The sequence below is a fragment of the Gracilimonas tropica DSM 19535 genome, from assembly GCF_000375425.1.
Classification (GTDB): domain Bacteria; phylum Bacteroidota; class Rhodothermia; order Balneolales; family Balneolaceae; genus Gracilimonas; species Gracilimonas tropica.
Window position 1 is genome coordinate 21,123 of the sequence record NZ_AQXG01000014.1, and the last position, 24,235, is coordinate 45,357.

Consider the following 24,235-nt stretch of genomic DNA (forward strand, 5'->3'; position numbering starts at 1 on the left):
ACTTTTTCGCTCCTTTATTTAGAACGAGTCAAAATTACGAAGTTTTTTGGGAAAATGTATAATGGGTGATGCCGTCTTTTTCAAACAGATCAAGAATACCGGCACTTACCAAATTCACCAATATTTTCGCTGCTCGGTAAGTTGTAACGCTTATCAGCAGCGAAAACCGTTCAACAGTGATATCTCCATATTCATTCAAAAACCGAAAAAGTTGCTGTTCGTTTTCCCCGTATTCAAAAGTAACGCCTTCATCCGAATAATTTTGCTTCAGCACTTCGATGTATTCATCGCTGGCTACTACACTTTCGTCTTTAACCCGAACATAGACCTGGCGGTATTTTTTGCCTTTAACATACACCGGCTTCTCTTCGGCTTCGGGCACTTTTACCATCAGCACATCCCGTTCTCCGGTGTTTACTAATTCGATGGTGATGGGAATGGCCGGAATGCATTCTTCTTTTGCTGCCTGGTTCAACCAGAATTCTTCTTCGTAATAACTTTCAACCCCAACGATCTCTCCGTTATCTTCTACCCCGATCAGTATCGTGCCCCCTTTGGTGTTTGCAAAAGCAGCCATTTCGCGGGCTATTTTTTCCGGGGAAGCCACGCTGTGCTTGAATTCCAAAAAGCTGCTTTCACCGGTCTGAACAAGGTTTTTCAGATCACTGAGCGTGAGTTCAGATACTTTAACGGTATCAGAATATTGCATGTAGAATTCAAATTCATCTTTCATCGCAAATGGGATTTTGAGCTAAGCGTTACGAATTATAGGCGCAATTATCACGCAACCTGTAACAGGTAACACGAAACCCAATTACATCACAATTTCATTTTTAGGGTCGCGCGTCATGAGTTCGTATAACGCATCCTTTGGGTCTACATTGTCGAACAGTACCCGGTAAACGGCCTTAGTAATGGGCATTTCCACATTATTCTTTGTAGCCCAATCATATACCGACTTGGTTGTTTTCACACCTTCAGCCACCATATTCATGCTTTTAATGATATCATCCAATTTTTCACCTTTACCAATGCGAAATCCTACCGAACGGTTCCGGCTGTGGGTACTGGTACAGGTTACAATAAGATCCCCCATACCTGTTAAACCGGAGAATGTGTCAGAATGAGCCCCCATCATCCCCCCCATACGTTTCATCTCGTGGAGTCCGCGGGTGATGAGCGCAGCTTTGGCGTTATCTCCAAGTTCAGCTCCATCTACAATACCGGCGGCAATGGCCATAATGTTTTTTACGGATCCTCCGATCTCTACGCCAACCACATCATTATTCACATATACCCGAAACATGGGAGTGAGAAAAGTATCCTGAATGATCTTGGCTGTTCGGGTTGAATAGGCGGCTGCCACAACGGTTGTTGGTTTCAACTCACCAACCTCTTCTGCATGGCTGGGGCCGTATAATACCCCGATATTGTCTTCCAGCGTAAGTCCCTGCATTACTTCGATCAGCACCTGCGACATGGTTTTGAACGTATCATTTTCGATACCTTTGGCTACCGTCACAAGGATCTCATGACCATCAAGGCATGGTTTTAGCTTTCCGGCCACTTCCCGTAACGTGTGAGAAGGCGTGGCAAAAACTACCATATCCTGCCCTTTCATGCACTGTTCTAAGTTATTGTAGGCTTTAATAGATTTAGAAAGTTCGAGCTCGGTCAGATAAGCAGGATTCCGGTGCTTTTCGTTGATATGATCCGCTATGTGTTTTTCGCGAGCCCATAGCTGTACATTATTACCGGCCTGATCTAAAACCATTGCAAGTGCGGTACCAAAACTACCGGCACCAATAACCGTAACGTTGCGATTACTCATACTTCAGCCTCCGTAAGATGCTCGGCTGTTTTATTTTCATTTTCTTCTTTTTTACTCCCCGAAAAATTCACGCGATTCTCTGTCCCATTCAGTAGACGCCGGATATTCGATTTATGCTTGTAAATAATGCCTGTTGCAATGATAGTCGCAAAAATAATGATGCTGCCATCCACATAATATCCTAAACCGTAGCGCATAATCAACAGACTGATCGGATAAATAAAACTTGCAACTATGGAAGCCAAAGAAACATAACGGGTAGTAAAAACGATCAAAATAAAGATGGCGGAAGAAATCCCTATGGAGATCGGCTCAATCCCGAATAACATACCACAAGCGGTTGCAGCTCCTTTTCCTCCTTTAAAATTGGCAAAGACCGGAAACATATGGCCAATAACAGCAAATAAACCGCAGGTGATCTTCAGAAAAGCATCGGCTTCCCAGCCGGGAGGCGCTATGGGACCGCTTCCAATTTCAAATGCATACATTGCGATCCAGAACGAAGGCACGAAGCCTTTCATGAAATCCAGCACCAGCACACTGACTCCGGATTTCCACCCTAAATTTCGAAAAGCGTTGGTTGTCCCCAGATTTCCGCTCCCAAAATTGCGGATATCCATTTTATGAAATATTTGTCCAACCCAAAGTGAAGAGGGAATGGATCCCAACACGTAACTGATCAATAAAACCGTGAATAATGAAACCATAAGCTAATTGTTTGCCTGAAGTTACAATATTGGAATCTTAGTTAACAGTTTTGGAAAAGGAAAAGCTATAGTCGCAACGCTCGCAGGATCTGTCGGACGCTGCGAGGTTACTTAATGCTCTTAAACGTGGCGCTCGGCGTGGTAAGAAGAACGTACAAGCGGACCACTTTCCACATGCTCGATTCCGAGTTTTTCTCCAATTTCTTTGTACTCGGCAAATTGGTCGGGATGAACCCAATCCAACACCGGGTGGTGCATTTTGGTAGGCTGCATATATTGTCCGATGGTAAGTACATCTACGCCGTGTTCTACACAATCCTGCATTAACTCGATCACTTCTTCCCGCTCTTCACCCAAACCAACCATGATACCGGTTTTGGTTCGGAGTCCGGCATTTTTGGTTCGCTGAAGAAGTTCCAAAGAACGCTCATAACGAGCCTGGGGACGTACTCTTCGGTACTTGCTTGGCACGGTTTCTAGATTATGACTAAGCACATCCGGCGGAGTATCGAAAACGATTTGTAGCGCAGCATCCCACTCACCCCGGAAATCAGGAATGAGGGATTCTATTGTTACGCCGGGGATGGCTTCGCGGAGAGCTTTATGTGTTGCAGCAAAAATTGGAGCACCACCGTCTTTGCGTTCATCACGGTTTACGGAAGTAAGTACCACGTGCTTGAGTTTCATTTTGGCTGCTGCATCAGCTACGCGAGCCGGTTCATCCCAGTCCAGATCTTGTGGAGGTCGGCCGGTTTTAATGGCACAAAAAGCACAGGAACGGGTACAAACATCCCCCAGGATCATGAAAGTAGCGGTTCCGGCTCCCCAGCATTCTCCCATATTCGGGCAGCGGGCTTCGGAACAAACGGTGTTCAAATTATTGTTGCGGATGGTTTCCGAAACCTCTTTGAACTTCTCTCCGGATGGAAGTTTTACACGCAGCCAGTCGGGCCGGCGATTCTTGGTCTTATTTTCTACAACCTGAAGTTCTTTGATCATGGTGCTTCTTTAGTGATTATGTGCTGAATTAAAAATCAGCGAAGTAATTGTCATCCTGAGCGCTTAGAGTTAAAAACTATGGTAAAATGCATTCCGCGAAGGATCTCAAAGTATAAAATAGTTCCTGGATTCTGCTTTGAGACTCTTCGCGATAAACTCAGATTCTTTTAAACCATCTAAACGCTCAGAGTGACAACAATTTTACTTTTAAAACAATAATTAAAGTTACGAAATAATCTGCTCCACTTCTTGCAGGGAGCCTTTGTTTGTTATGGAGACTTCAAAAACATCTTCAAAGTGAAAAACAATCCGTTCTTTAACTTCCTCTGGGTCAATTTCTTTGCCGGATAGTTGCTGTAAACTGGTTACGGATTTATCGTCAATTCCACACGGCACGATGTTGTTAAAATATCTCAAGTCGGTGTTTACGTTGAGCGCAAAACCGTGCATGGTTACCCATCGAGAACAGCGAATGCCCATGGCGCAGATCTTAGCTTCATCTACCCACACTCCGGTAGCGCCTTCTATTCGTCCGGCTTCAAAACCATAATCGGCACAAACGCGGATCATGACCTCCTCCAGGAAACGAAGATATTTGTGCACATCAGTGAAATGCCGATCCAGATCTAAAATGGGATAACCCACAATTTGCCCGGGACCGTGGTAGGTGATGTCGCCGCCACGATCGATCTTGATGAACTCGGCTTCCAATTGCTGCAGCTCCATCATGGATCGAAGCATGTGTTCTTCGCTTCCGCTTTTGCCAAGCGTGTATACATGGGGATGCTCTACAAAAAGAAAAACATCATCTAACCGCTCTCCCTGAAACTCACCTTTCTGCTCAGCTCGTTTCTCATCGATGAGCCGCTGCTGAACGGATTTCTGCAGGTCCCATATCGGCTGATAGGAAGCATGGCCTAAATCGTACAATTCGATGGTTTTTTGTGGCATTTGATTTCGAAATGGACCATTCACCGTAGGGGCAATTCATGAATTGCCCCTACGGTGATACATTTAACTTGGAAAACCAATTTATCTATAGACAAAAATGGCTCCCGAAGGAGCCATATTCGTTCAACATTCCCCGAATTCTCGGGGCAAGCTAATGTTCCTGTTCGGTGTTCTACTTCTTAACGGGAGTTCCTAAATGAACACCTTCGTTATAAGCTTCAGCTACCGCTTCCATCACAGCCTCAGAGAGGGTTGGGTGAGGGTGAACGGCGCTGATAATTTCGTGTCCTGTGGTCTCGAGATCACGGGCTACAACAGCTTCCGCGATCATTTCGGTTACGCCAAATCCAATCATGTGGCAACCGAGCCACTCACCGTATTTCGCATCGAATACAACCTTAACGAAGCCTTCTTCGTGCCCGAGGGCTGTGGCTTTTCCGGATGCAGACAGCGGGAATTTCCCAACTTTCACATCGTAGCCTTCATCTTTGGCTTGCTGCTCGGTATATCCAACCGAAGCAACCTGAGGCTCACAATAAGTACAACCCGGAATGTTGTTGTAGTTGATTGGGTGTGGATTTTGTCCGGCTAACTGCTCGGCCAATACAACGGCTTCATGAGAAGCTTTGTGTGCCAGCCATGGAGCGCCGATGATATCACCGATGGCGTATATTCCATCCACATTGGTTTTGTAGGTTTTCTTATCTACAACGATTGATCCTTTCTCGGTTTTCACACCGGCTTTGTCGAGGCCAAGTCCTTCAATGTTTCCGGTCACACCAACGGCAGAAAGAACCACATCGGCTTCGATCTTCTCTTCGCCTTTTTTGGTTTTTACGGTGACTTCAACACCTTTACCTTTTTTCTTCACGTTCTCGACCGTGCTTTCGGTCATCACGTTGATGCCTTTTTTCTTGTAGATCTTGCCGAGTTCTTTTCCGACATCGGCATCTTCTACCGGTACTAAATTCTTCTGGAGCTCAACCAAAGTCACTTCGGTTCCGATGGTATTGTAGAAATAAGCAAACTCAACGCCAATCGCGCCGGCACCTACAATCACCATTTTCTTCGGCTGCTTTTCGAGCTGCATGGCCTTTTCAGAATCGATGATCATTTCGCCATCAATTTTAAGGCTTGGAAGTTCACGCGGACGAGCACCCGTTGCCACAATAAAATGCTTGGCTTTGATGCTTTCCTGCTCTTTACCTTTGTCATCATTGACGGCCAGCTCAGACTTCGATTTGAAAACACCTGTTCCCATGAATACATCGATCTTGTTCGCTTTCATGAGGAACTGAACGCCTTTGCTCATTTTGTTGGCAACACCACGGCTTCGTTTTACCATACCCCCAAAATCAGCGGAATAATCTTTTACGTTGATCCCGTAATCCGAAGCGTGTTCGATCGACTCATATACTTCTGCCGAACGCAATAAGGCTTTGGTTGGAATACAACCGATATTCAAACAAACACCGCCGAGATGTCTTTTTTCTACAATTGCGGTTTTAAAGCCAAGCTGAGAAGCGCGAATGGCGGCTACATATCCGCCTGGGCCTGACCCGATTACACATACATCAAATTCTTTTGCCATGGTACTTTCTGATAATAGTTTTGAAGTTCATCGCCGGGGCGAAACTCAATTCACCACAGCGCACTTTTAAAAGCCCTAAAAGGTAAGGGTTTTTGAATTGAACTTCGAATAGTGAACAAGGAATATTGGATGTTGAAGTTTTTCATGTTCAGAAAGAATCCCGCTCCAACGCAGAGCGTGTGGAGCGAGGCCTTAGAATACTATTCCCATATTCGATTTAGTAAATTTCTCCACTCTGCCTAAGCTTTAATATTGAAGACTCGTTCCTAGGCTCTGCGTTGGAACGTATTCTTGGCTCAAAATTTTATATAACTTCCCTAAAATCCTGTTCGCAAATCCCTTCAGTTTTGTTATACTTCAAGAGAGAGACGAACTTCATGCTTTAGACTTATGCAAAAAACGATCATCACGCTACTATTACTTTTTATTTCCTTCCCGTTATTGGCTTCTTCAAACAGCAGCGATCCGGCTAACATGGAAAAGAACATCAAAGAGTTGGCTGAGTATTTTGAAGGCAAAGGATACGCATTCAATGATATGTTGAAGGATTCCCGGTTTAAGCTGGTCGATAATATTACAAAAAAGTTTACCCGGGCTGCTGAAGTTCGTATTGAGGATTTCAGTGACTATCAGAAAGTTCTAAACTACGATCATAAGAAAAAAATGATCTCATCTTTCATGAAAACGCATGCCGAAGATCTTGAATCGGCGGAAAAAGAATATGGCATCCCTAAAGCGGTTATTGCAGGAATTTTGGGAATTGAGTCTGAATTTGGCAAGTATAGCGGATCATACAATCCCTTTAATGTGTACGTATCCATGTATGCGGAAGGACATCGGTCGGAATTTGCGAAAGCTCAACTGGAAGAGCTACTTATCTTTGTCAAAAATAACGGCCTTGATGTGTTTGAACTCAGGTCCAGTTATGCCGGTGCTATGTCGTTCGCTCAATTTATCCCCTATTCTTTAAATCGATGGTGGATTGGAAATGATCTTTATAACATGACCAATAACATCAACTCTGTGGCAAATTATCTGGCTCATTTTAAGGAGATCACCGGGTCTGTAGAGAAAGCCGTATATCGTTACAACCCAAGCGACCTTTACACTCAGGCTGTGTTATCTTTAGCCAATGAGGTATCGGCCCAGGCAGGCACAAACTGATATCCCGGCATTCCGCCTAACTATTCTAAATACTTCCCGAGGGTTTCCATTAGATTCTCGGCAGATAACGCCATCCCATATTCAATGATAACGCCTTCAGGATCGACTAAATAGTAGGTTGGATAGGAATTCGCGGAATACAATTCCTGGATCTCATTGTTCTCTTCATAAATTTCCGGGATTTGCGGCCATTTCAGGTTTTCACGCTCCACAAAATCCCCGAAGCGCTCCAGACTCAGTTCGTTGGCAATCCCCACGATCTCAAAGTCTTCCCCGCCGTACGTTTCATACGCCTCTTTTAGGATCGGAAGTGCATCAATACATGGCCCGCACCAGGTTCCCCAAAAATCGATCATTACATATTTTCCCTGCAAACTTTCTAAGCTGATCTTGTTTCCGGTCAATGTTTCAGCTGAAAAATTGGGCGCTTTTGTTCCCGGCCGAAGGGCTACTTTGGGGTCTACTTTTTCTTCGGAAACATCGATGGTAATGGAACTACCATCTGCAGCAATCTTGGTGATCTCCCAACTTTCTCCCGCGATATTAAAGGGCTCGGTTACAGGATAAGCCTCAAAACCGTCAGGCATTACATCGAATATACCATCTTCATTGAGATCGATATACAGATAGGTATACAGTTCTTTTCGGTAGGGTGGGGCGCTTTCTTTGGAGAGAAGCACATCAAAAGGTTGGTCATTAACATTCCAGGTTCCCATCCTTAATTTCTCAAAGAATAGCTGAAGGCTTTCTTCCGGCGGAGAATCGGCGAGATACAGCAAACTCGCCTGCCCTTCAAACCGAACCGTTTCAGTTCCATTATAATACTCAAATCCGGCCGGCACTACCGCTTCCATCACCTGAAACAAATTATCCTGAAACTCTACCGTAGTGGGCACAAAATAGAACGGCTCCGGCCTAAACTCCCCGCTTTTCCCTTCCACATAAGCAACAGGATCGCCATCTCCATCCTTTCCTACAGCCACTGTAAAAATAACATCTACCCAATCGCGGGTAACTGTGGATGAATCAATCAGCACTCTGTTCCCCCGGTAAGTAGAAGAATCTATAAAACCCGCCCCAAAACCCTGACTTACATATTGGTAGAGATCGATGATCCCGTGAAAAATTTGTCCATTTTTAATCTGAGTGGGCATTTCCGTAGGCTCTCCGGGGTATTCCGGTTCAAATACATAGCCGCCACCCATTGAAACCGCAAGCAAAGGCGGTGCTTGTCCTGTGTTTTTTGTTAGTTTGAGATCCACTTGGTACGGTGGAATCTCATTTTTTGAAGTGCAAGAGGTTAAAATTATAATTCCCGAAACAATTAAAATGATAAATTTTTCCATAATAGCATGATCGTACTGATTTTACCGCATATTAGCATTTCATTCTGAAAATAAAAAAAGCCTCTTCCGTTTAGAAGAGGCCTTCATTTCAACATTCTGCATTGAATTGATTATTCGCTAACCGAAATCAATTCAGATTTTTCGTCATGAAATACCATTTGGGATCGCCGTATTCAAATGCTTGTTTTTCGTATAATCGGCGCGCCGGATTATCTTCCCGGACTTCCAGGGTAACTTTTGAACATCCCATTTCGCGAGCTTCCTGTTCAATGGTTTCCAGCATCATAGTTCCGATACCCATTCCGCGTGCATCGGGGTGAACCGCTACATCATGGATTTTGAATACTTTGCTGGCGGTGAAGGTTGAGAATCCTACAAAGCAGGTTACAATTCCCAAAGCCTTTTCATCGGCATAAGCGATGTAAGTCATGGTAGTGGGAATCTTCTTCATTTCTGCGATCATATCTACGCGGACTTCCTCGTCCAGCGGTTCATCCTGCCCCATAGGATCTCTCGCAAAAAGGTCTACAATCTTGACGATATCTGAGGCGTGTTTAGGGTTGTTTAAATCAGCTTTTAAAATTTTGACGTCAGTTGAAACGTCGGCTTCTGCAATCACTCTTTCTTGATTTGATTAAAATTAATGGTCAAAGTTAAGAAGTTTAGGCACCGGCATAAAGCAGATAACCATTTTCTAACTTTTCTTATTAATAAGTTAATTTGGCTTTAATTGTTTCGTGACAGTTTTCGCTGTTGCACAAGAAAAATGCCGGCGCCTAATGAACCGGCATTAAATTTTATTGTTTTTTCTTAGTCTGCAGGGACAACTTTTGCCTGACTTTGCAGGTCATCTGCTACTGCCTGTACCTCATCCAATACACGAAGCAAATTTCCGCTCCACAACATTTCAATTTCTTCTTCGGAATAGCCGCGTTTCACCAGCTCATGGGTTACATTAAAGGTTTCGGAAGCATCCATCCAGTTATAAACGCCACCGCCACCATCAAAATCTGAGCTGATACCCACGTGCTCAACTCCGATCAGACCTACCATATAATCCAGATGATCTACAAAATCTGATACATTTACAGGAGGTGTATTTGGATTCACTTCACTTTCAATACGCGGTTCTGCATTATCCTGAGCGGTGCGGTACAACTCCATATACTCGTCGCGTTCTGCTTCGCTCATTTCCCTCAAATCTCCCCAACTTACTAATTCAAAACCAAGTTTTTCGGCTTCTTCTTCTAAAATTGTGCGCGAAGCTTCCTGCCATGCGGCATGTTTTTCACCGTCCACATAACCACGGAATGCAACAGTTTGAACAACTCCGCCATTTTCTTTGATCGCCATCAGTTCTTCATCGCTGAGATTCCGGCTGTGATCATATACTGCTCGTGCCGAGGAGTGAGATGCAATAACCGGAGCCTTGGATAGCTGAATAGTTTGCAGGTTCGCTTTTTGGGAGGGGTGTGAAAGATCGATCATGATCCCAACGCGGTTCATTTCGGCAATGGCCTGTTTACCCAATTCACTCACTCCGTCGTGCAGCCACTCTCCATTTTCTTCACCGGTGTTGGAGTCCACAAACTGACTGTGTCCATTATGTGAAAGTGACATGTAACGCGCCCCCCGGTCATAAAACTCTTCAATCCGGGACAGATCTGTTCCTACCGGGTAGGCATTTTCTACTCCAATCATAGCTACTTTTTTGCCCTCAGCCACAATTCGCCGGACATCCTCTGAGGTAGTGGCAAGTTCTATCTGATCGGGAGCAATTTCTTCCACCAGCCGATGAATGGCTTTGAACTTAGCATCTGCAATTTCATAGGCGGCTGCATATCCTTCTTCCGAAAGCGTATCCTGCCCGGTATATACCACAAGCCAAACCACATCCAGCCCGCCTTCTTCCATTTTTACCAGGTCCACCTGCGTATCCAGTCGTTGAGTGTAGTTGGTTTCTTCGGTGAAATTATTCACGTTGATATCTACATGGGTATCCAGGGTTATCACCTTTTCGTGAATATCCATTGCTTTGTCAAAAATTTCCTTCTCGCCGGAACCGCATCCCACAGTCAGCGTCATAGCAAGCAAAGAAAGGCCAAGTAGTTTTTTCATGATCAAAAAATTGTGTTTAAAAGATTAGAGGCTGAATCTATGTTAATTTTTGGAAAGTTGTGAATGCCCACGGAACGCTATCCGATTACTGAGCATTGATTTAATACATATTAACAAAACTTTTTCGCTATGACATTCATGACTTTTCTCGGATATATAACCATTGGATTAGTAATTGGATGGTTAAGCAGGATTATTACAAAAGACCGTGGAGTTACCATGTACCCCAGCCTTGCTTTCGGTGTATTGGGAGCCTTAGCCGGTACGGCGATCGTACAATTTTTAGGCCTGGCTGGTGCGGCTTTCTATGCAGCTGTGGGTGCTATAGGTATATTGTTCACCGTTAATGTATTCCGGCAGGACGAACCAATTTTCACGGAAACTGAGACCGTTTGATCTTATCTCCTACATTCTAAATACAACCTGATGGTTTTGCACCTCAGGTTTTTTTATTTGCTTTTGGGTCTTTAAGGAACAATTTCCGATCATTTTGATAATGGTATAAAGAGAGATCTCCCAACCCTAATTGTTTTTAGAATGAATGTAAAAGACCGCCGAATCCATCTTTTCCTACAAATATTTTTCTTACTCATTGGAATTTATCAGCTTATTCGGCTCGTTGGCTTTCTTCAAAGTAGTACCGGGCCTGTTCAGCTTTTTGAGTTTCAGCAAAATCAACTTCCTTTTCTTTCACTTGCTGCAGGTGTCATTGCATCCCTCACCTCCCTGATCAGCGCATTTTCGTTATGGACCCGTACAACCTGGACGTATGGATTCACCTTATTTACATCGGGCATATTGTTCATGTATCACTTGCTGAATCTTGCCCAAGCTATCCGTTTTAATTCATTTGAGATCATACCTATCGTGATCGTGCTGATCGTGTTGCTGCAAAGTTTCCCTTACCTGCTTAGAAGGTCTTACCGAAGTGCGTAACACAAATACTTTCTTTGCGTTCAACAGTACATGGATAAGATCTCTCAAAAAGATATTGATTGGCTGCTGAACCTGAAGGGTTCAACCACGGCAAAAAATTCATTTGCACCTCCTCCCAAAAAGAGAAGATATTGGCTTCAAATATCTGCCGCCTTATTTATTCTTTTTGGAATGGTGATCCTGCCATTCTTTTTGCTGATCCGTACTTCGGTTTTCCTGAATTTAGCGAAAGGATGGAATGCATGGCTTTCTTTAGGGGGCGGTATTTTTGCTACTGTATTGTTGTTGGTATTCTATCTCTTTTTGTTCTTCAGAAAATACCCTAACAAAAAATTACTTCTCAAATTGAGCCTTTCCGGTGCAGGTATCCTGGTTTTTTCTTTCTGCTTGTACGGGGTAATGTATCTTTCATCTGTAAATGCAAAGAGTGAAGACATCCGAAATGTATACCGTTCCATGCATCCGGTGCTCAGGGTAGCTGTAGCAACAACCACTCTTGCCGATGGCGACCTGGTAATTACCGACATCCGTCGCGCCCCTGAAGATTATGAACGCATGGGATTGCCATTAAATGAGCGTTCCCTTCATTATCCTCAAGCCGAGACCGGGTATGTGCACGCCGTTGACCTTCGTACCAAAAATCGTTCAGAGATTCGAAATATTCTGCTTCAATACTCTCTGGAAGCTATGGGATTTTACACCCTGCGTCATACCGGCACCGGAGATCATCTTCACATCTCTTTTCCCCGCTCTAACTAACATTCTTTCCTTGTTTATCTCTAAGATAATTACGACCATCAAAACACTTCAAAACAAGGAAAGGAGACAGGGAATATGTCCACATATAAATTTTATGAACAGGTCAACAAGAACTTTGACAAAGCAGCCAAATACACCCGTTTTGATAAGGGTATTTTAGCTCAGATCAAGATTTGTAACACGGTATATCATGTTACATTTCCAATTCAAAGAGATAACGGCAACATTGAGGTGATCGAGGGATGGAGAGTTGAACACAGCCATCATAAAACGCCTACCAAAGGCGGTATACGGTTCAGTCATAAAGTAGATGAAGATGAGACCATGGCATTGGCTGCACTGATGTCTTATAAATGTGCCATCGTGGATGTTCCTTTCGGAGGTGCAAAAGGTGGTGTCAAGATCAGCACCAGGGATTATTCCGAAGCAGAACTGGAGCGGATCACCCGTCGCTATACTTATGAATTGATCAAAAAGGGATTTATCGGTCCCGGGGTTGACGTTCCCGCTCCCGACTATGGAACCGGTGCCCGTGAAATGGGATGGATTCTGGATACGTACCGTCAAATGAAAGATGACCTCAATGCTGAAGGTTGTGTAACCGGGAAACCGATTCAACAAGGCGGTGTTCGAGGACGAACCGAAGCGACCGGTCGAGGTGTTTATTTTGGTATTCGTGAAGCATGCAATGTGAAAGAAGACATGCAAAAATTGGGCCTCGATACCGGCGTTGAAGGAAAAACTTTCGTTGTTCAGGGACTCGGTAACGTTGGGTATCACGCTTCAAAATACATGACGGAAGCCGGAGCTAAGCTGATCGGAGTAGCCGAGATCGAAGGCTCGATCTATGACGAGAATGGGATCGACCTGAAAAAGCTGATGGAATACCGCAAGGAAACCGGCTCTATCATTGGTTTCGAGAACACCAAGGAACTTAAAAACCGGGATGATGCCTTTTATCTCGATTGCGACATCCTGATCCCCGCCGCCCTCGAAAGTCAGCTTACCGGCGAAAATGCCGACAAGATCAAGGCAAAGATCATTGCAGAGGCCGCCAACGGCCCTACCACTGCTGACGGACATGACATCCTGAAAGAACGCGGAGCATTGATCCTACCCGATACTTACCTGAACGCAGGTGGTGTAGTAGTTTCCTATTTCGAATGGCTCAAAAATATCCAACACGTTCGATACGGAAGAATGAGCAAGCGGTTTGATGAAACCAGCTTCAAAAAGATTCTTGGGGTGATCGAGAACATTTCAGATCGCAAGTTTACTGATGCTGAACTCGAGGATCTCGCTCATGGCGCCAACGAATATGATCTGGTTGATTCCGGGCTGGAAGAAACCATGATCACTGCATACCAGGAGATCGCAGAAATTCGCAGAGAACACGATCTGGATGACCTGAGAACCGCTGCCTTCATCAGTGCCATCAATAAGATCGGCATCATGTACGAGCAGATGGGTATTTTCCCGTGATTTGAAGACCCTGCTTCAAAAACTGGTTCTGACGCAGAGCGTGCTGAACCAGTTTTTGAAATCTCAATTTTCAATGCTGATCGTGTTGGAAATTGGGATTTGGTTTTTGGAATTTCTTACCGTGAATGAACTAAACACCATATCGATCGATGGCAGCGGCTATGTGTTAGCTGCATTCATCGGGTACCTTGCGATCCTGTTTGGGATTGGCATTTATTCCGCGCGCTTTTCTTCAGAAGGCATTTCCGAATTCTTTATAGGCGGAAGAAAAATGAACCGTTTGGTCGTTGCCCTTTCAGCCGTGGTTTCCGGCCGAAGTGCGTGGTTGTTGCTCGGCGTGACCGGCATGGCTTATGCACAAGGTGCTTCTGCCTTATGGGCCGCTGTTGGATACATTGTGGTAGAATGGTTTCTATTTATGTACTATGCCAAGCGACTTCGTCAATTCTCCGAGCGGTACGACTGCATTACCGTCCCCGATTTCTTTGCGGAACGTTTTGATGACAAGAGCGGCAGCCTTCGTATCATTTTAGTGATCATCTTCCTGATCTTTATGGTTGGATATGTCTCCTCACAATTTGTAGCCGGCGGAAAAGCATTCGCTTCCAGCTTTGGGATCACACAGACATCCGGGGTCATCCTTTCAGCAGCAATAATTTTACTCTATACAGTGTTGGGAGGCTTTATGGCTGTTAGCCTCACCGATACCATTCAGGCTTTTTTCATGATCATTGCCCTGGTGTTCCTTCCTGTTATTGCTATATGGAATTTAGGCGGTTGGAACATAATGGCAGAGCAGCTTACCCTTCACGAAATTGGTTTTCTTGATCCCTTTGCCTTAGGCTTCGGCGCTTTCATTGGGTTTGTAGGTATTGGGCTGGGATCACCCGGAAACCCTCATATTCTATCCCGGTATATGTCGATTGATGATGCCAAACAGCTGAAATATGCCGCGGTAGTGGGCACCACCTGGAATGTATTGATGGCCGCAGGTGCCATCCTGATCGGCTTGGTTGGAAGAGCCTATTTTCCGGAAGCTGATATGCTTCCCGGTTCCGATACAGAAAACTTGTACCCAATATTAGCTCAGCATCAATTACATCCTTTGCTGTTCGGGGTGGTGATCGCCTCCATCTTTGCTGCAATTATGTCCACAGCTGATTCGCAACTGCTGGTAGCCGCCTCAAGTGTGGTCCGGGATGTATACGATAAACTTCTGAAAAAGGAAGAAGACATCCCTCAGAAAAAACTGGTCTTGTACAGCCGCATTGTGGTTGTGGTATTGGTGGTTCTTTCCATGATCTTTGGCCTGGCAGCTGAGAACATCGTTTTTTGGCTGGTGCTTTTTGCCTGGGCGGGATTGGGAGCTTCCATTGGCCCTACTTCCATCATGGCGCTTTACTGGAAAAAGACCACTAAAGCCGGAGTGATCGCAGGCTTACTCACCGGGACTTTTGTAACTATCATCTGGTATTCCGTTCCTCTTCTGAAAAACAGTATGTATGAACTTATCCCCGGCTTTTTCCTTGGATTATTTGCCACCTGGATCGTCAGTAAATTCACTAAAACTCCGGAAAAGATCGAAGAACACTTTGAAGAGATGATCAGAAAATAACTTCCGACAGCTAATTATCCCTTCATCTTCGGGAGCGACCAATTCCACTTTATGGACACCGTGCGAACGGTAATGATCACTGCCGTTGTTATCAGGTAATTCAGGTTTTCGGGGAGATTCAATTCCAATCCAAGATAGAATACCATGGCTCCCAATAAACAAGCGGTGGCATAAATTTCTTTTCGAAAGATCAGGGGGACTTCCCGGCAAAGCACATCCCGTGTCACCCCGCCCACTACGGCTGATATCATCCCCATCATTCCGGCCATAAAAGGATTCAGCCCCAGGGAAAGAGCCTTTTCCATCCCAATAATCGTAAACAGAGCGATCCCAATGGTATCGAAGATGAAGAGTGTTTTGCTGAAATTATTGAGCTTTTTCCCCATGAAATAAGTGAATGGTACGGCCGCCAATATCACTAACGGATAGGTTATGTCTCCCATCCAGGTGATGGGGTGATTATCAAGCAGTAGATCACGAACCGTACCGCCGCCAATAGCTGTTACAAATCCTACAACTGAGGCTCCGAATACATCCATGTCCGTTCGTGCTGCCAACCGAATACCGCTGATGGCAAATACAAAAGTACCAATGAGGTCGAGAAGGTAAATGATATCCATATGCAACTGAGTTGCTTTTCTAAGAAAGTAGCAAACGCCAGACACCAAGTCACCAATAACTTGTAATTTGAAACTTGGTGCCTGGAATTTATTTCATCTAAGGCCGAAATTTAATATCCACCTTCTGCGTCGGCCCTTGTTCTTTATTGCGGATCGCCAACTGCTGCTGAATATTACCGGTTACCTGCATCAATGCGGTTGCCGCCGGAGATTCAGAATCATCCAGTACGATTGGCTTCCCGGAATCGCCACCTTCGCGCAAGGTCTGCTGCAGCGGGACTTCTCCCAGCACCGGCACATTCATTTCCTGCGCCAAATGAGCCGCGCCGCCCTTACCGAAGATGTAGTATTTCTTATCCGGCATGTCCGGAGGGGTGAAATAGGCCATATTTTCGACCATACCAAGTACTGGAACGTTAACTTTCTTGAACATGGCCACGCCTTTGCGGGCATCATCCAATGCTACGGTTTGTGGGGTGGATACGATCACCGAACCGGTCAATGGAACGGTTTGTACGATGGTAAGCTGGATGTCACCGGTTCCTGGAGGCAAATCCATGATGAGGTAATCCAGTTCGCCCCATTCCACATCGGTCATAAATTGTTTCACGGCGCTGGTGGCCATCGGTCCGCGCCATACCATGGCTTGGTCTACATCCACCAAAAAGCCCATCGACACCAACTTGATGCCAAATTTTTCATGGGGTACCAATTTCTTCTGCGTGGTGATATTGGGCCGGTCGTGAATGTTGAACATCGTGGGGATACTTGGGCCGTAGATATCAGTATCCATCAGTCCCACTTTCTCTCCCCGTTTGGCGAGTGCCGCCGCAATATTCACAGCTACGGTAGATTTTCCAACTCCGCCTTTACCCGAAGCAACGGCGATGATATTCTTAACGCCCGGCAAGATCTGCTGCTGTTGAGCCTGCTGATTTTCCGGCTTGGTTGCTTCCATCTCTCTTTTTTTGGAGAGATTCACGGCCATCTGGATATCCACAATGGCTTCCTTGTCGATAAATTTCCGGATGGCTTCTTCGCATTTTTCGCGAAGATGGTTTTCGAGGGCTTCATCCTTCTCGGGAAATTCGAGGGTAAATGAAATGTATTTTTCCTGAACGATCACATCCTGAACCATATCGAGGGAAATGAGATCGCGTTGTTCGGAGGGGTGTAAAACCTGGCTGAGTGCTGACTTAACCTGTTCTTTATTGATAGACATAAATGATCTTTAAAACCTGAATCTGATGAACGGTCATTGATTTCAATTTCGGGCGCTAAAGATAAGGATTCTTATGGAGAATAAATTCCGGGAAGTACGTGGTAACTGACAAATTTCAAATACCAATGATCAATTATGCTATCAATTTTACACCTGGTTCCATACGCTCTGCGTTGAACTTAATATGTAGCTGCAAAATTCACGATCTGTGAGCAACATCTTTTTCTCGCTGATTTCCGCGGAGTTTGGCGCAGAGTTTCGCTGAGGGTTTAATAACCTCATCAATTACAATCTGCGGAACTCAGCGTTTTCATCAGCGAGCCTCTGCGTGAGACAAGATGCACCTCGTTCTCATTAATCGGTAGAGGCTCAGATTCAACATTCAGCTCAGTGAGCCGCATTACGGTTCCACAAACATTCCAAAGAAATACCTATGTTGTGCCGATTTTTGGTGAACAAAGCCTTACCTTTGGGCTGATCTTAAATATTGATTTCGGGGATCTGTTGGTGAACCGGAATGGATCTAAACACAGACTTTAACTTCATACATGTCAAAGAAAACGCCTTTTTACGCTATTCATAAACAAGCCGGTGCCAAGCTGGTGGACTTTGCCGGATTCCAGATGCCGGTACAATACGAAGGCATTAAAACCGAGCACGCAGCTGTTCGGGAAGCCGTCGGAATGTTTGATGTGTCCCATATGGGAGAATTTTTTGTAAGCGGCCCCAATGCCTTAGAATTGATCCAAAAGGTAACCGTTAATGACGCCTCAAAACTATCTCCGGGAAAAGCTCAGTATTCCTGCATGTGCTATGAAGATGGCGGCATTGTAGATGACCTGATCGTTTATCAAACCGGCGAAGAAGAATATATGCTGGTCGTGAATGCTTCCAACATTGAAAAGGATTTCGATTGGATCTCTTCCCTCAATACCATGGGAGCTGACCTGGTAAACGTTTCCGACAAATGCGCTTTACTTGCGGTTCAGGGACCCAAATCCATAGAAACCCTGCAAAAGCTAACCGACACCGACCTTTCGTCGATCAAGTTCTATACCTTTGAAGAAGGCAAACTGAATGGGGCCGAAGTCTATTTCTCAGCCACCGGATATACCGGCGAAAAAGGATTCGAACTCTATTTTGATACCGATGCAGTGGATGCTGAAAAAGTTTGGAATGCCATTATGGAAGCCGGTGAGGAATTCGGCATCGAACCTTGCGGACTTGGTGCACGTGACACTTTACGCCTCGAAATGGGCTTTGCTCTGTACGGCAACGACATCACCAAAGATACGCACCCACTGGAAGCCCGCCTTGGCTGGATCACCAAATTCGACAAAGGTGATTTTATCGGCAAGGAAGCCCTTCAGCAGAAAAAAGAAGAAGGATTGCAGCGGCAGCTTGTCGGCTTTGTGGTGGAAGGCGAACGCAACATTCCCCGGCAGGGATACGAGATCCAAAATGAGGCCGGAGACGCCATCGGGGAAGTCACCAGCGGAACAATGTCCATCACTTTGGGTAAAGGTATAGGGATGGGTTATGTGGATAAAGATTACAAAGATGAAGGAACCGAGATCTACATAGCCATTCGCAAAAAACAAGCGAAGGCCACGGTAACCCGTCCTCCATTTATCAAAAAATAATTTTACTGAGAGACCTATGCCAGAGATCAATTATATAGACGTTTTCTTTTCTTTACAGAGTTTTCAGGAAGAAGAGCTGCGTGGAAAAAGTGCAGTTATTATCGACGTGCTTCGAGCTTCCTCTTCCATCACCGCGGCCATTCATAATGGTGCCAAAAAGATCATTCCGGTGGCTGATATGAGCGATGCCATGAAGATCGCTACTACCATGGATCAAAAAGATTACCTGTTATGCGGCGAGAAAAATGGGACCAAGATCGAAGGATATCATCTTGGAAATTCGCCCGCCGAATATCAACCGGAGGTGGTGAAAGACAAGACCCTGATCTTCAATACCACCAATGGAACCAAGGCCATCAAAAAAGCCTCACTTGCCAACGAAGTGTATGTGGGAACTTTTCTCAATCAACAAACGATCCTAAACGCACTGAATGAACATGACGATGAGGTCGTGCTGATCTGCTCGGGATGGCAGGGACGGCTGGCCATCGAAGATACTTTGTTTGCCGGCTCGCTCATCCATCAGCTTACCGGCGGCAACCTGCCTGATTCTGCCAAAGACGGGGCAAAAGTAGCATTTGGTCTTTTCGAAAAATATGGGGATGATTTAGAAGGAGCGATCAGTCAAAGCGACCATGCAAAGCGATTGGCTGAAGTGGTTCCTAATGACGATATTGCATTCTGTTGCAAAGTAAATGAATTTGACGTACTTCCCGGAATGCGGGACGGAATTCTGACAAACCTGAATGGCTAAAAACAACTTAAATACATCTGCGACATCCGGTTTAGACGCGAACCGCAAAAAAGAAATCATCGGCATTATTGTGATGTCGATTGCGGTTTTGTTGGGGTTGAGTATTCTCTCATACAATCCTGAGGATTATCAATATGCGCGGAGCATCTCTTTTCTGGATCTCTTCAACCCTGATGCCAATTCCCGGCTGGTGCAAAACTGGCTGGGTCCGGTAGGTGCCTATATCTCGCACTATCTTGTGTACAGCTTATTTGGTTACACCAGTATCATCTTAGCGCTGATCATCGGGTACCATGGCTGGCATACCTTTCGACGACGTGATTTTACCGAGCTGGGCTGGCTTACCGTGCTTTCCGTTTGGGGGATGGTGCTGCTATCCACCTTTATTGGCTGGCTGAATTCCAATGCCGGCTTTCCGGACGATTCCATCTGGAGCGGTGCTGCCGGAGTGGCCGTTGCTCAGGTGATGTACAATATCACCAACATCGGTTCCATCATCATCCTTTCCGTTTTGATGCTGGTTACTTTGTTGATGCTGGTAGATCGCGACCTCCAGAAAACCATCGACAATGTGAAGCTTTGGATGGAAAATCTCCGGGAAAAACTGGAGGAACGCCGCGCAGCCCGTCAGCTTCGTAAAGAGGAGAAAGCCAAAGAGCGTGAAGAACGGCTCGCTCAAAAAAGAGCGGAGAAAGAGCAAAAACAAGCTCAGAAAAAGGCTCAGCAAGAAGACAAATCGGAAGAAAAGGAATTAGAAAAACAGGCTATCGCCGAGCCAAAGGATGAAAAAGAGCCTGTAAAACCGGCTCCTTCCATCGACGAGATCGTAGAAAAATCGGAAGAAGAGGAGCAGAAAAAACGAGCCGAAGCCAAGGAAGAGGTTAAAACACTGGATACCCGTCAGCGAGCTTCCCTGGAGAAGGAAGAAGAGATCGACGATGAGGAAGACGATATCGAAGTTTCCGTGTTTGTAGGGAAAGGCGAGGAAGAAGCCGACGACAAAGACCTGGAGAAGAAAAACCGCGAACAGGCTAAAGAAGAGAAACCGGTCATTCAGTATAAGTTTCCTAAAGTTGACTTGCTGGATCCCCCGCCTAACGAAGGCAACGAAGTGGATCTGGAAGAGATCAAAGAGAACAAGCGGATCATCCTCGACAAGCTTAAGCGCCATAAGATCGAGATCGTGGGCATCAATGCGATCGTAGGGCCTACGGTTACGCTCTATGAATTGGAGCCTGCGCCGGATGTGAAGATCTCTAAGATCGAGAGTTATTCAAACGACCTGAAAATGGCGACCGCTTCCAAAGGATTGAGGATGCTTGCGCCTATTCCCGGAAAATCGGCGGTTGGAATTGAAGTTCCGAATAGCACGCGCGAGACGGTATTTATCAAGCAGGTCATCAATACCAAGAAGTTTGTAGAAACGAATTTCACGCTCCCGATCGCGTTTGGGAAGACCATTGAGAATGAAGTATTCATGATCGACCTGACCAAGATGCCTCACTTGCTTATCGCCGGTGCTACCGGTTCCGGTAAGTCCGTGGGTATTAATACGATCATCACCTGTCTGTTGTATAAATGCCATCCTGACAATCTGAAGTTTGTGATGATCGATCCAAAGAAGATCGAGCTTTCGCTGTATCGCAACATTCAGAATCACTTTTTGGCGATGCTGCCGGATTCCGATGAGCCCATCATCACCGATACCTCCAAGGCGCAGGAAACGCTCGAAAGTTTGTGTAAGGAAATGGACGATCGCTACGACTTGCTCAAAATGGCGATGGTACGGGATATCAAATCCTACAATCAAAAATATAAAACCGGTGAGCTGGACGATGAATTAGGACACCGTCATCTTCCTTATATCGTGGTAATTATTGATGAGCTTGCCGATTTGATGATGACTGCCGGCAAACAAATTGAGGAGCCTATCGCCCGTTTGGCACAGCTGGCCCGTGCGATTGGAATTCATTTGGTTGTTGCTACCCAGCGCCCATCGGTGAACGTAATTACCGGGACCATCAAAGCGAACTTCCCGGCACGCATTGCTTATCAGGTGGCTTCCAAAGTGGATTCCCGAACTATCCTGGATCAGGGTGGAGCCGATCAGTTGATTGGCATGGGAGACATGTTGTTCAACAATGGCACCGGGCTTACCCGAATTCAAAATGCTTTTGTTTCTACTGAGGAAGTGGAGCGGATCAATGAATTCATCGGAAGACAGGCGGGCTACAAACAGCCATTTCACTTGCCCATCATAAAAGATGATACTGCAGACATTCCTGATCCGTTAGACGACATAGACGAATACTTCGAGGCTGCGGCCAAACTGGTGATTTTGCATCAGCAGGGTTCGGTTTCGTTGTTGCAGCGTAAACTTAAAATCGGCTATAACCGCGCCGGGCGAATCATAGATCAATTATTTAATGCAGGTATTGTTGGACCTTATCAAGGCAGTACGGCACGTGATGTGCTTATCGACAGCGAAGAAGAATTGGAAGAATTACTGGACAATCTGGATGAATATGAAGGGTAAAAGCAGCTTTCAGCTTTCAGACTTCAGCTCTCAGCTTAATAGAGTCCTTATTCCAAACCGTCCCCATTATATTGGGAGAATGTATGGCGGAACCGCCGGTTCCGGAATGTTAGTCAAGGGTATTTTTCTTGTTTTAGGATTTGTACTACTTACCAACACCGTCTTTGCCCAAACGCCAAACTTTGATCAGCTCAAAGAGCGCTTTGAATCCGGAGAGGTTTTTGTGGCCGACTTTGATCACATTTACACCGATTCATACACCAAAGAATCTACAAGCACCTCCGGAAAGATCTGGATCGATCAGGTTCGGTATAAACTGCAAAGCGGTGAACAAACCATTGTGGTGGATGGGGATGTCTCCCGCGTATACGACTCGAATCGAAACCGGGTGATCATCGACAATTATGATCCCGAAGACGATGACTTCGCTCCCTCTCGTATGCTCAGTGGCATCGACTCTACCTATTCCGTTTCCGAAAGGAAAGAAGGCGAGCGCACCGTCATCACCCTGACTTCGAATGATGATTTCGCTGTTTTTGCTGAGGTTGAGATTCTACTGGATGCCGAGCTTCGTCCCTTGCGCATCACAGCCTGGGATATTTCTGATAACGAGATCCTCACAGAATTTTCGAAGGGTCGTTTTCTTGATCCTTATGATGGTCTTTTTGACCTGCAGTATCCTAATAATGCCGAAATAGTGGATATGCGGTATTAATTTGATCTATGATTTTTTGTGCCCCGATCATATCCCGCCCAACCTTTAAATAATGCAGCCATAAGAAAATGAATGGGAAAAAAGCGTTAAAAATCTTAGGCAGTATCTTATTGGGGATCTTATTCCTTTGGCTCGCTTTTCGGGGTGTTGAACTTTCAGAGATCTGGGAATCCACCAAAGGGATGAAATGGTGGTGGATCGCGCCTTTTACAGCTGCCACTTTGTTTGCTCACTATATCCGTGCTTTACGCTGGGAGATGCTATTTACCAATAAAGAAAAAGTGCCCGCAAAGATCACATTGTACACCGGAGTAATGTTTGGCTATTTGGTTAACATCCCCCTTCCAAGAGTTGGAGAAGTGGCACGTCCGGTTTATGTGGCCCGACAAGTAGGTGAGAGCAACAGTAAGATCATCGGAACCATAGTTTTAGAGCGAGTGGTGGATCTGATCGGCATGCTGCTGCTGATGGCTTTCGTCATTGTTTTCCTGATCGCCGACCCGCAGGTTCTTTCCCGACTGTTTGGCATCGATATTACTGATGCTGCCACACAGATCGATCTTCTTTTAACGCTCGGCACTTTTGGAGTCATTGGTTTATCAGCATTGGGTTTACTGTATTGGCTGTTCAAACTGGCAGCAGAGAAAACCGAAGGAAAGATCTTTGAGATCGTGACTAAAATTCAAAGGGTCTTCCGCACTTTTGTGGATGGCGTTTTGGCGATCCGCGAACTCAAAAACTGGCCGCTTTTCATCTTTCATTCCGGATTGATCTGGGCGCTCTACATCTTCATGACCTACGCAGGTTTCTGGATGTTTGATATGCAGACTGAATTCAGCCTGGGAATTACCGAAGCTGTTGTGCTAACTGTGGTAAGTGCGGTTGGACTCTCTATTCCTACACCCGGAGGCATTGGGTCTTACCATCTTTTCATCACCAAAGCCCTTTTTATCTTTTACGGGGTTCCGGAAGTCACAGGCCTGGCTTACGCCACAATTTCTCACGCTACCACTCTGGTGATTATTTTCATTGTCTCTCCCTCCCTTTTAGCAATTGATAAATTTTTAGGGATGAAACGGGAAGCGAGGGGAACATCGAACATCCAACATCGAGCAGGGAACATCGAAAGTTGAGTTTTTTAAACCCTTGGAATCCATCATTCCGTTTCCCTAAAGTAGGGGCTTGATCTCGTTCAGGGCAGAAACGGGGTGATGGATGTGTTGGATGCCACCTCGGTGCCCCGGTC

Annotated in this window: 22 protein-coding genes; 11 read left to right on the plus strand and 11 right to left on the minus strand. The window is 45.4% G+C overall.

Going from position 1 to position 24,235, the window contains the following annotated elements; translation table 11 throughout:
- Window positions 1-34: 34 nt before the first annotated feature.
- From B151_RS0115300 to lpdA, 6 genes are all read right to left on the minus strand, one after another.
- Complete coding sequence (locus tag B151_RS0115300) at window positions 35-733, minus strand: AlbA family DNA-binding domain-containing protein (RefSeq protein ID WP_020404528.1); 699 nt, start codon at window positions 731-733, stop codon at window positions 35-37.
- 81 nt (window positions 734-814) lie between these two features.
- Entirely contained in the window at window positions 815-1,831 is a 1,017-nt protein-coding gene (locus B151_RS0115305; protein WP_020404529.1) for an NAD(P)H-dependent glycerol-3-phosphate dehydrogenase, read from the minus strand.
- Entirely contained in the window at window positions 1,828-2,538 is a 711-nt protein-coding gene (gene plsY, locus B151_RS0115310) for a glycerol-3-phosphate 1-O-acyltransferase PlsY (RefSeq protein WP_020404530.1), read from the minus strand. The genes B151_RS0115305 and plsY overlap by 4 nt, the downstream gene beginning before the upstream one ends.
- Before the next feature lie 120 nt (window positions 2,539-2,658).
- Window positions 2,659-3,537, minus strand: coding sequence for a lipoyl synthase (gene lipA / locus B151_RS0115315; protein ID WP_020404531.1), 879 nt, complete (start codon window positions 3,535-3,537; stop codon window positions 2,659-2,661).
- 225 nt (window positions 3,538-3,762) lie between these two features.
- Window positions 3,763-4,488: a lipoyl(octanoyl) transferase LipB gene (gene lipB, locus B151_RS0115320; RefSeq protein WP_020404532.1), complete on the minus strand. Its 726-nt coding sequence runs from the start codon at window positions 4,486-4,488 to the stop codon at window positions 3,763-3,765.
- Between the two features lie 172 nt (window positions 4,489-4,660).
- On the minus strand, window positions 4,661-6,079 hold the full coding sequence (lpdA, locus tag B151_RS0115325) for a dihydrolipoyl dehydrogenase (protein WP_020404533.1): 1,419 nt from the start codon (window positions 6,077-6,079) through the stop codon (window positions 4,661-4,663).
- Window positions 6,080-6,469: 390 nt separating this feature from the next.
- On the opposite strand from lpdA, the gene B151_RS0115335 reads away from it, so the two are divergent.
- Complete coding sequence (locus B151_RS0115335; RefSeq protein ID WP_040517181.1) at window positions 6,470-7,243, plus strand: lytic murein transglycosylase; 774 nt, start codon at window positions 6,470-6,472, stop codon at window positions 7,241-7,243.
- 20 nt (window positions 7,244-7,263) lie between these two features.
- Here the strand turns inward: B151_RS0115335 and B151_RS0115340 are convergent, their stop codons facing one another.
- The 3 genes from B151_RS0115340 to B151_RS0115350 form a co-directional block, all read right to left on the minus strand.
- A complete protein-coding gene (locus B151_RS0115340) occupies window positions 7,264-8,505 on the minus strand; it encodes a TlpA family protein disulfide reductase (protein ID WP_169332226.1) in 1,242 nt (413 codons plus the stop codon).
- A 211-nt stretch (window positions 8,506-8,716) separates the two neighbouring features.
- Window positions 8,717-9,208, minus strand: a complete 492-nt coding sequence (locus B151_RS0115345; protein WP_020404537.1) for a GNAT family N-acetyltransferase — start codon at window positions 9,206-9,208, stop codon at window positions 8,717-8,719.
- A 191-nt stretch (window positions 9,209-9,399) separates the two neighbouring features.
- The gene (locus B151_RS0115350) at window positions 9,400-10,707 is read right to left on the minus strand and encodes a dipeptidase (RefSeq protein WP_020404538.1); all 1,308 of its coding nucleotides are present in this window, start codon (window positions 10,705-10,707) and stop codon (window positions 9,400-9,402) included.
- A gap of 129 nt (window positions 10,708-10,836) precedes the next feature.
- Between B151_RS0115350 and B151_RS0115355 the strand changes: the two genes are divergently transcribed.
- The 5 genes from B151_RS0115355 to B151_RS0115375 all read left to right on the plus strand — a co-directional run bounded on the left by B151_RS0115355 (window position 10,837) and on the right by B151_RS0115375 (window position 15,499).
- Complete coding sequence (locus B151_RS0115355; RefSeq protein ID WP_020404539.1) at window positions 10,837-11,103, plus strand: GlsB/YeaQ/YmgE family stress response membrane protein; 267 nt, start codon at window positions 10,837-10,839, stop codon at window positions 11,101-11,103.
- Between the two features lie 141 nt (window positions 11,104-11,244).
- Window positions 11,245-11,643, plus strand: coding sequence for a hypothetical protein (locus B151_RS0115360; RefSeq protein ID WP_020404540.1), 399 nt, complete (start codon window positions 11,245-11,247; stop codon window positions 11,641-11,643).
- A 30-nt stretch (window positions 11,644-11,673) separates the two neighbouring features.
- Complete coding sequence (locus B151_RS0115365) at window positions 11,674-12,402, plus strand: hypothetical protein (protein ID WP_020404541.1); 729 nt, start codon at window positions 11,674-11,676, stop codon at window positions 12,400-12,402.
- Window positions 12,403-12,477: 75 nt separating this feature from the next.
- Window positions 12,478-13,884 (plus strand): Glu/Leu/Phe/Val family dehydrogenase, encoded by a 1,407-nt coding sequence (locus B151_RS0115370; RefSeq protein WP_020404542.1) that lies wholly within the window; start codon window positions 12,478-12,480, stop codon window positions 13,882-13,884.
- Window positions 13,885-13,939: 55 nt separating this feature from the next.
- Window positions 13,940-15,499 (plus strand): sodium/proline symporter, encoded by a 1,560-nt coding sequence (locus B151_RS0115375; protein ID WP_245550433.1) that lies wholly within the window; start codon window positions 13,940-13,942, stop codon window positions 15,497-15,499.
- Between the two features lie 14 nt (window positions 15,500-15,513).
- On the opposite strand, the gene B151_RS0115380 is transcribed toward B151_RS0115375, so the two are convergent.
- On the minus strand, window positions 15,514-16,119 hold the full coding sequence (locus B151_RS0115380; protein ID WP_020404544.1) for a trimeric intracellular cation channel family protein: 606 nt from the start codon (window positions 16,117-16,119) through the stop codon (window positions 15,514-15,516).
- Window positions 16,120-16,216: 97 nt separating this feature from the next.
- Window positions 16,217-17,341: an Mrp/NBP35 family ATP-binding protein gene (locus B151_RS0115385; protein WP_020404545.1), complete on the minus strand. Its 1,125-nt coding sequence runs from the start codon at window positions 17,339-17,341 to the stop codon at window positions 16,217-16,219.
- A 548-nt stretch (window positions 17,342-17,889) separates the two neighbouring features.
- On the opposite strand from B151_RS0115385, the gene gcvT reads away from it, so the two are divergent.
- The 5 genes from gcvT (at window position 17,890) to B151_RS0115415 (ending at window position 24,122) form a co-directional block, all read left to right on the plus strand.
- On the plus strand, window positions 17,890-18,984 hold the full coding sequence (gene gcvT / locus B151_RS0115395; protein WP_020404547.1) for a glycine cleavage system aminomethyltransferase GcvT: 1,095 nt from the start codon (window positions 17,890-17,892) through the stop codon (window positions 18,982-18,984).
- Window positions 18,985-19,000: 16 nt separating this feature from the next.
- Entirely contained in the window at window positions 19,001-19,738 is a 738-nt protein-coding gene (locus B151_RS0115400) for a 2-phosphosulfolactate phosphatase (RefSeq protein ID WP_020404548.1), read from the plus strand.
- Complete coding sequence (locus B151_RS0115405; protein WP_020404549.1) at window positions 19,731-22,274, plus strand: DNA translocase FtsK; 2,544 nt, start codon at window positions 19,731-19,733, stop codon at window positions 22,272-22,274. Before B151_RS0115400 ends, B151_RS0115405 begins: the two co-directional genes overlap by 8 nt.
- Window positions 22,264-22,989, plus strand: a complete 726-nt coding sequence (locus B151_RS0115410; RefSeq protein ID WP_169332227.1) for a LolA family protein — start codon at window positions 22,264-22,266, stop codon at window positions 22,987-22,989. Before B151_RS0115405 ends, B151_RS0115410 begins: the two co-directional genes overlap by 11 nt.
- 68 nt (window positions 22,990-23,057) lie before the next feature.
- Window positions 23,058-24,122 carry a lysylphosphatidylglycerol synthase transmembrane domain-containing protein gene (locus B151_RS0115415; RefSeq protein WP_020404551.1) on the plus strand — a complete coding sequence of 355 codons (1,065 nt, stop codon included), beginning with the start codon at window positions 23,058-23,060 and terminating at the stop codon, window positions 24,120-24,122.
- Window positions 24,123-24,235 lie beyond the last annotated feature (113 nt).

Bases quoted from the DNA above. Each gene is read 5' to 3' on its own strand.
- B151_RS0115300 (WP_020404528.1), bottom strand. From the start codon at position 733: ATGAAAGATGAATTTGAATTCTACATGCAATATTCTGATACCGTTAAA.
- B151_RS0115305 (WP_020404529.1), bottom strand. From the start codon at position 1,831: ATGAGTAATCGCAACGTTACGGTTATTGGTGCCGGTAGTTTTGGTACC.
- plsY (WP_020404530.1), bottom strand. From the start codon at position 2,538: ATGGTTTCATTATTCACGGTTTTATTGATCAGTTACGTGTTGGGATCC.
- lipA (WP_020404531.1), bottom strand. From the start codon at position 3,537: ATGATCAAAGAACTTCAGGTTGTAGAAAATAAGACCAAGAATCGCCGG.
- lipB (WP_020404532.1), bottom strand. From the start codon at position 4,488: ATGCCACAAAAAACCATCGAATTGTACGATTTAGGCCATGCTTCCTAT.
- lpdA (WP_020404533.1), bottom strand. From the start codon at position 6,079: ATGGCAAAAGAATTTGATGTATGTGTAATCGGGTCAGGCCCAGGCGGA.
- B151_RS0115335 (WP_040517181.1), top strand. From the start codon at position 6,470: ATGCAAAAAACGATCATCACGCTACTATTACTTTTTATTTCCTTCCCG.
- B151_RS0115350 (WP_020404538.1), bottom strand. From the start codon at position 10,707: ATGAAAAAACTACTTGGCCTTTCTTTGCTTGCTATGACGCTGACTGTG.
- B151_RS0115355 (WP_020404539.1), top strand. From the start codon at position 10,837: ATGACATTCATGACTTTTCTCGGATATATAACCATTGGATTAGTAATT.
- B151_RS0115360 (WP_020404540.1), top strand. From the start codon at position 11,245: ATGAATGTAAAAGACCGCCGAATCCATCTTTTCCTACAAATATTTTTC.
- B151_RS0115365 (WP_020404541.1), top strand. From the start codon at position 11,674: ATGGATAAGATCTCTCAAAAAGATATTGATTGGCTGCTGAACCTGAAG.
- B151_RS0115370 (WP_020404542.1), top strand. From the start codon at position 12,478: ATGTCCACATATAAATTTTATGAACAGGTCAACAAGAACTTTGACAAA.
- B151_RS0115380 (WP_020404544.1), bottom strand. From the start codon at position 16,119: ATGGATATCATTTACCTTCTCGACCTCATTGGTACTTTTGTATTTGCC.
- B151_RS0115385 (WP_020404545.1), bottom strand. From the start codon at position 17,341: ATGTCTATCAATAAAGAACAGGTTAAGTCAGCACTCAGCCAGGTTTTA.
- gcvT (WP_020404547.1), top strand. From the start codon at position 17,890: ATGTCAAAGAAAACGCCTTTTTACGCTATTCATAAACAAGCCGGTGCC.
- B151_RS0115400 (WP_020404548.1), top strand. From the start codon at position 19,001: ATGCCAGAGATCAATTATATAGACGTTTTCTTTTCTTTACAGAGTTTT.
- B151_RS0115405 (WP_020404549.1), top strand. From the start codon at position 19,731: ATGGCTAAAAACAACTTAAATACATCTGCGACATCCGGTTTAGACGCG.
- B151_RS0115410 (WP_169332227.1), top strand. From the start codon at position 22,264: ATGAAGGGTAAAAGCAGCTTTCAGCTTTCAGACTTCAGCTCTCAGCTT.
- B151_RS0115415 (WP_020404551.1), top strand. From the start codon at position 23,058: ATGAATGGGAAAAAAGCGTTAAAAATCTTAGGCAGTATCTTATTGGGG.